We start from the raw sequence: 6,208 nt of genomic DNA on the forward strand, positions 1-6,208 counted from the left end.
GATCGAGCCGGTCGGCCTCCGCCTTCCCCCACGCCGACCACTCACGCAGCCTCTCGGCTTCGAGTGCGTCGTCAGAGGCGGAGGCGGCCTCATCGAGCGCCGCGCAGAAGGACCGCATCTCGCCTGCGGCCCGCCACTGCTCCACGGCGGTGCCGAACCGCTCGGCCCGCATGGCGTCCACCGCCTTGATCGACGCGACGCTGACAGCCGCTTCCCACTCTCGCCGCGTACGCTCCCTCTCCTCCGCCTCCCGCCGACGGCGCTCTTCTTGCTCCTTCGCCTCTCGTTGGCGGCGCTCCTCCTCCTGCCGCTCCCGCTCCTCACGCAGACGCCGCTGCTCCGCTTCCCGGGCCAGTCGGGCCTGCTCCTCTTTCTCCGCGTGTGCCTTCAGCGCCCGGAAGACGGAGCCGATCTGATCCTCCAGCGACTTCTTGGCGGTGTCGGCCCACTCCTTCTTCCAGCCGTAGCGGTAGCCGTGGCTGTAGCCCGAGTGCTGACTCACGCGCAGTTCCAGTTCGCCGGACGGTTCGAGCCGGTGCGCCGGAGTGACCCGTTGCCAGTCGTACGTACGCCGGCCCGGCTGCTTGGGTACGTACCGGACCTGCTTCTGCCGCTCGCTGAGGCCGACCTCGTACGTTCTGCCGTGGACGGTGAGCAGCGGCCTCGGCTGCCTGCGCTTCTTCGACACCGCGATCTCGCCGTGCCGTGCGAGAGCCTGCTCGCCGAGGAGCCGAAGCAGGGAGAGCACCCGTGGGAGCACCTCCTCCGAGATCTCGAAGGCGCTGTGATCCGTGGTGACCGCCGCGATCACGTCCTCGATGTCAGTGACCACACGGCTACGTGCCAGGCGGATGCGGTTCCACTCGGTGTCGTCCTCACCAGTCACCCGTAGCAGACCGAGGAAGAAGTCGCCCTTCGCCCGTCCGCTGTACTTCAGGTGGTACCCCTCAGGAGCGCATTGCCGTGCGGCGTCGAATGCCCTCCGATAGCGGGCCCGCTCCTCATCACTCGGATCCGGGATGCGCAGGAACCGTCCAGCCTCCTGCACCTTCGCGATCAAGGCCGTGCCGATCTCGGCAGGTGTTTGCCGTGGCGGCTTCGAGACGCGCTGCGGGACCGGCTTCTTCGCCTCTGGCGGCGCGGCCTCCCGCTGAGGCGGAGTGGTGACCCCTGCCTCCGGCTCGGGCGCCGCCGACCGCTGCTTCCGGGGCGCCCGTTCCGGACGGTTCGGGTGATGCCCGTGCTCCAGGTAGAAGCGCCCTGTATCGGTGATCTCCGCGCGCCACTTCCCACCCTTCCTCGGCATGGTGATCAAGCCCCGGCCCTTGAGGGCGCGAGCGGTGGCAGCGAGCTCGGGGCTGTCAGAGGTGACTGGCTCTGTCCCCTCCCCGATGCGAGTGAGGAGCGCGAGCTGGCGATCGTTGATCGGAGACCAGGGGTACATGCTGATGGTCGTACCGTCTGTGCTCGCCTCGGCACAACCTGTACGGGGCGATTCCTCTGCGACTCGTGGTGTGGGGCGTGGCTGGGAGGCTCCTTCGCCGTGCTCGGGGAGCTGACCGGTGCCGCAGAGGGTGGCAGAGGTGAGGCACAGGAAATGGCGTTTCACGACTTTACGCCTGTGCACGCTCGAATACGCCAAAACTGGGTGGCCCGGCTCGAACGACAGAAGGACGGACCATGCAAGAGCGAGGACTGCAAGCTGTACAGCAGGGCACTCACGGCGACGACACCACACGCGGCAGCATTCGAGCACACGACGCCTGGGCACTGGAGCTGCCCGTCCTGCTGGACACGATGAACGCACAGGCAGTGGAGATCGAACCGCCGCGGGAGGATATGCAGGCCATGCTGGCCGTCATCTCACAGCAGCTCTACTTGCTTCTGCGCCCCGGCCTGAGCAACAGGCAGATAGAGATCGCCATCCGGTCGCTGCTCGCCCACTACATTCACCGACCCGCCTCCGTTTTGGGTCTCTGGCCAGAGCCGGATGGGCAACGAGTGACGGTGAGGGAAGTGGATGACGCGCCGCACGAGCTGTTGGAGGACCCGCCGAGCGTGACGGCTGACATCCGGCATCTCTACCAGGACGGTGACTGGGCGCCCTGGGACGGGTGGCGGAGCGACGACGAGGTCCTCAAGGTGCTGCTGGAGTACGCCGCCTTCTTCCTGAAGGGTGTCGTGGAGGGCATCCCTGAGGGGATGTATCCCTTGCCCGACGGGCTGGGGGCTGTTGTAGCCGTCGGCCACGACAGTGAGGGGCCGGCACACCGAATGGTGTTCCTTCGCGGCGATCTGCCCGTCGCCCTGCGCGTCGATCTGCTCGGCTTCTGCTTCGCGCTGGCGCTCAGACCTGAGTACGGCGACCGCGAACCGGACGAGCACGGCGTGTTCTACGTCGGTACGGAGGCTGGACCCGTGTGCGGCCTTGGGACCGCGCTGCACGGCGCTCTGATAATCCAGCGCATGGGGCGGCGTCCGGGGGACTGCGCCTTCAGGCTCCTCGACCCACCGGAGGAGGCCGCGCCTGGTCAGGAGCCGGCCGCTTGATCACGCGGGGTTCCGCCTGCAGGCACCTGCCTTCCTAGGGGTCTCGTTGATGTGGCGACCACCCGGTCCACCGAGTGCAGCCGGGGGGCAGCCCATCGCGTCCCCCTCCTGGAAGCAGCGAGCCCTTTCCGGGAGCCAACCGGGAGCCGTCTCCCGCACTCGGCTCCCAAACGGCTCCCAAGAGACCTAGGAAACCACTCAGGGGCCCGACCCGCACTGCGGATCAGGCCCCTGACCTGGTGTTTCGGCTGTCGGGGTGGCGGGATTTGAACCCACGACCTCTTCGTCCCGAACGCGATCAGGGCCTTTGTGACCTTGCTGTGGAGCCTCTGGCTTGCTTGTTCTCCTCCGTCGCTGTCCATTGATGTCCGCGACGGTCTTAGTGGGGCTGCCTAGTTTGGCCCCCTGTTTGGCCCCCTGCCGTCGGGCCCTGAAGCCACCTCTACGGTGCTCGGCTTGCACGTGGTCGATGAGTCCACAGTCGAGCGGGTGAGGACTGTTGCGTGCTGGGGGCCTCGGTGGGAGCCCGTCGGTAGCTGCTGTTGCTGGACCCACGCGGCAGAGCGTTCGAGAGACCTGGAACCGGGACCCCGGCTCCGCAGGCGCCCAGGACGCTGCCTCACGCTGGGGTGCGGACCACTCCTTGGGATGCAAGCGGCTGTGCCGTCTTTACTGACGGTCTATACCGTCATAGCCTACAAACGAGCCCCTTCAGCAGTTCACTTGTTCACAAGGCGGGGTTGCTGTCCACAGGGTGAGGTATACATGTTGATCAATTTCAGGGTTGCGAACTTCCGGTCACTGAAAGATCCACAAGAATTGGATCTTCGTGCTGTGTACGGCAGGGGTGCCGCTCCGCTTCACGTTTCTGCGATCTATGGCGCAAATGGGTCCGGGAAGTCGAATGTGCTATTGGCCCTCCGGTTCATGCATGATGCTGTGACTGACCAAGGGGGCTGGAATCGTCACGAGGCGATTCATGTGACACCCTTCCTATTGGATGAAGATTCGCCTAAGAAGCCGACTTCTTTTGCGGTCGAGTTGACGATAGAAGGAGTTCGGTACGCCTACGGGTTTTCGGTCACCCGCAAGCGGGTGACCGAGGAATGGCTTCATTCATTTCCAAAGAAGAAGAAGCGAGTCCTCTTTGAGCGTGACAATGATGAGTACTACTTTGGCCCCAGCTTTGCTTCTGCGCGGGCCGAAGTAATCAAAGAGATCACGCCGTCTACGGGGCTCTACATCTCCACTGCCGCGAAAGCTAATGACGAGTCTTCGCGTGCGGTTTTTTCTTGGTTCTCTGAGCGGCTATGGTTCGCCGAGGATGAAGAGGCAAGTCGATCCGCCCAGCGTGCGGAAACGATGAAATTGCTACGAGCCCCCGACACTAAGGTTAAGATCGAAAAGCTTCTCGAAGCCGCCGATGTAGGTATCAGTGAAGCTCTTATCGAAGACTTCGAGATTGAGTTTCAGGAGGATCCCGAGAGCGCAGAATTCGATGGGTCGTTCCGAGTTTTCGTCGATGGCGGGAAAACGGTCATTATGTACCGAGGGAAACGCCCTGAGATGACTCCGTACCTTCGGACTCTCCTCGAAGCGAGTCACTCGCTGACCTTTCGGCACCGCGGAAAGAACGAGCAGCTCTTTTCGCTCGACCAGGAATCTAGGGGAACGCAGACTTGGTTTGATATTTCAGGGATGGTCATAAAGGCCCTAGATAAAGGCCACACTCTCGTTATTGACGAGCTTGATACGAGCCTACACCCTCTCCTCTTGGCTCAGATGATCAGACTATTTCAAAGCCAAGAGTCCAATCCACGGGGAGCTCAACTGATCTTCACCACACACGATGCTTCCTTGATGGGAAGGAACCGTGGTGAGGAACTCCTCAAGCGTGATGAGATCTGGTTTACTCAGAAGGACCCGCAGGTAGGTAGCACCGAATTGTATCCGCTTACCGAATTCAGGCCGCGCGATGGATTGAACTGGGAAAAGCGGTACCTTGGAGGTTCTGTCGGGGGAGTTCCATATATCAGTGAGAACTTGTTCGACGAAGCAGTATCGCAATAAGAGTCCTTAATGCGTGGCAGGGGGAGGGCTGGGTGGCTTCAAAGTTCCGCTCGGAGGGTTCGAAACCGCGCCGGGTTGGCGCACCGAGAAGAGCAATCAAGAGGCGGCTTCTTGTCGTTTGTGGCGGTGCGAGAACAGAGAAAGACTATTTCGAAGCCTTGAAGGACAAATATAGAAATTCTGCTGTGACTGTCAAAGTTAGAACTGATACGCGATCCCCGCTGCATGTTGTGGAAACCGCTGCCGAACTATTTGAGTCCGGCAATGATGATTTCGATGAATGCTGGGCCGTGTTTGACGTTGATGAGTTCGACAGGAGTGCCAACGCGAACATTTCAAGCAATTTGACTCAAGGTATCAATGTGGCCAGGAGGAGGAATGTACACTTGGCCATTTCTAATCCGTGCTTCGAGTATTGGCTTCTATTGCACTTCTGTGATCATGCTGGACATCTCCAAGACTACAAGGCGGTGCGTGAGAAGATGAAGCCTCACGTTCCACACTATGACAAGTCGGGCATCAAGATTTCCGATTACTTGAATGGTGTTCACGCTGCAATCGATAGGGCCAGGAAGCGTGACGAAAAACAGCAGCCTCCGGGTAATAATCCGAACACTGCTGTTTGGCGGATTGCGGTACAGATGGCACCTGGGAAGTGACTTTCCAAGCTACTCAATGGCCCGTTAGGGCAGCTCATCGAGGCATGAATCCGGGCTTCTGCTCGGCGAGCGAGCGAAGCCGCCCTAGGTAATCCTGTGCCGCTGGCTCAGAGCCGTACAGGCGCCTCATCTCGGCAGCAAGTTCGCGGCTGGTCATTATGAGGGAGGGCACCGACTGCCGGTCCCCTTCGAGCGCGCGTTCGCCCATGATGAGCGCCTGCTCCAGGTCCCCTTCGCGAGCCGCTGTGACCCCCAGCGTGACGCGTGCTTCTGCGTTGCGCATAGGTGAGCGCTCGGTGCCGTCGAAGTCCATTCCTGCCCTCAGCACCTCTTCGGCCAGCGTGCGAGCAAGCTTGTCCTCACCGACCAGGCGGTAGCAGTCCATCGCGTAGAAGTCGAACTTGGCTGGGTCCACCACGAAGTGGTTATCCAGGTTCTCGGGGTACGGCATCCCTTCGAGCAACCGCCGCCCCTTGTCCAATGCCACCTCGACTTGTCGGCGGTCTCCGAGCCGCGCCCACGCCTTGGCTTCCTGGGCAGCAAGCTGCACAGCCACGCCGTGGTGCGCCGCCGTCTCGGCTCCGGCCCGCGCTGCCGCGACGACGCCGCGGTAGTCGCCGGTCGTGAGAGCGAACCAGGCTCGCATCTCGTGCGCCCACCCGGCGACCTCCGCATGGTCAGCCTCGGTCGCGAGTGAGAGTGCCGCCTGTCGCGTCGACTCTGCCGCGTGGCGTGCGCCCGTGTCGTACTCGACACAGCCCACCAGTAGGGCGAGCCAACCAGACAGGGCGAGCACCTCGCGATGCTGCGCGAGCGTGAGGCTCTTCGTGTGGAGTTCGACGACACGGCGCAGCCACTGACGCCCCTCGATGAGGAGCTGCTCGCTCGGCATGAACGGGTACTCCCCTCTCTGTCAGCCTTGGGTACTC

Annotated in this window: 5 protein-coding genes; 3 read left to right on the forward strand and 2 right to left on the reverse strand. The window is 62.2% G+C overall.

Annotated elements, in window-relative coordinates; translation table 11 throughout:
• A partial coding sequence (locus OF819_RS28855; RefSeq protein ID WP_267246603.1) for a PE-PGRS family protein occupies nucleotides 1-1,306 on the reverse strand: 1,306 nt, incomplete at its 3' end.
• A 374-nt stretch (nucleotides 1,307-1,680) separates the two neighbouring features.
• On the opposite strand from OF819_RS28855, the gene OF819_RS28860 reads away from it, so the two are divergent.
• The 3 genes from OF819_RS28860 to OF819_RS28870 all read left to right on the forward strand — a co-directional run bounded on the left by OF819_RS28860 (nucleotide 1,681) and on the right by OF819_RS28870 (nucleotide 5,279).
• On the forward strand, nucleotides 1,681-2,550 hold the full coding sequence (locus OF819_RS28860; protein ID WP_267246604.1) for a hypothetical protein: 870 nt from the start codon (nucleotides 1,681-1,683) through the stop codon (nucleotides 2,548-2,550).
• A gap of 765 nt (nucleotides 2,551-3,315) precedes the next feature.
• A complete protein-coding gene (locus OF819_RS28865; protein WP_267246605.1) occupies nucleotides 3,316-4,620 on the forward strand; it encodes an AAA family ATPase in 1,305 nt (434 codons plus the stop codon).
• A gap of 32 nt (nucleotides 4,621-4,652) precedes the next feature.
• The gene (locus tag OF819_RS28870; protein WP_267246606.1) at nucleotides 4,653-5,279 is read left to right on the forward strand and encodes an RloB family protein; all 627 of its coding nucleotides are present in this window, start codon (nucleotides 4,653-4,655) and stop codon (nucleotides 5,277-5,279) included.
• A gap of 34 nt (nucleotides 5,280-5,313) precedes the next feature.
• Here OF819_RS28870 and OF819_RS28875 read toward each other — a convergent pair whose 3' ends face one another.
• Nucleotides 5,314-6,171: a hypothetical protein gene (locus tag OF819_RS28875; protein ID WP_267246607.1), complete on the reverse strand. Its 858-nt coding sequence runs from the start codon at nucleotides 6,169-6,171 to the stop codon at nucleotides 5,314-5,316.
• Nucleotides 6,172-6,208 lie beyond the last annotated feature (37 nt).

The organism is Streptomyces sp. PR69 (genome assembly GCF_026420845.1).
Classification (GTDB): Bacteria; Actinomycetota; Actinomycetes; order Streptomycetales; family Streptomycetaceae; genus Streptomyces.

Excerpts from the sequence above, each read along its gene's own strand:
- OF819_RS28875 (WP_267246607.1), bottom strand. The coding sequence starts at position 6,171 with ATGCCGAGCGAGCAGCTCCTCATCGAGGGGCGTCAGTGGCTGCGCCGT.
- OF819_RS28865 (WP_267246605.1), top strand. The coding sequence starts at position 3,316 with ATGTTGATCAATTTCAGGGTTGCGAACTTCCGGTCACTGAAAGATCCA.
- OF819_RS28860 (WP_267246604.1), top strand. The coding sequence starts at position 1,681 with ATGCAAGAGCGAGGACTGCAAGCTGTACAGCAGGGCACTCACGGCGAC.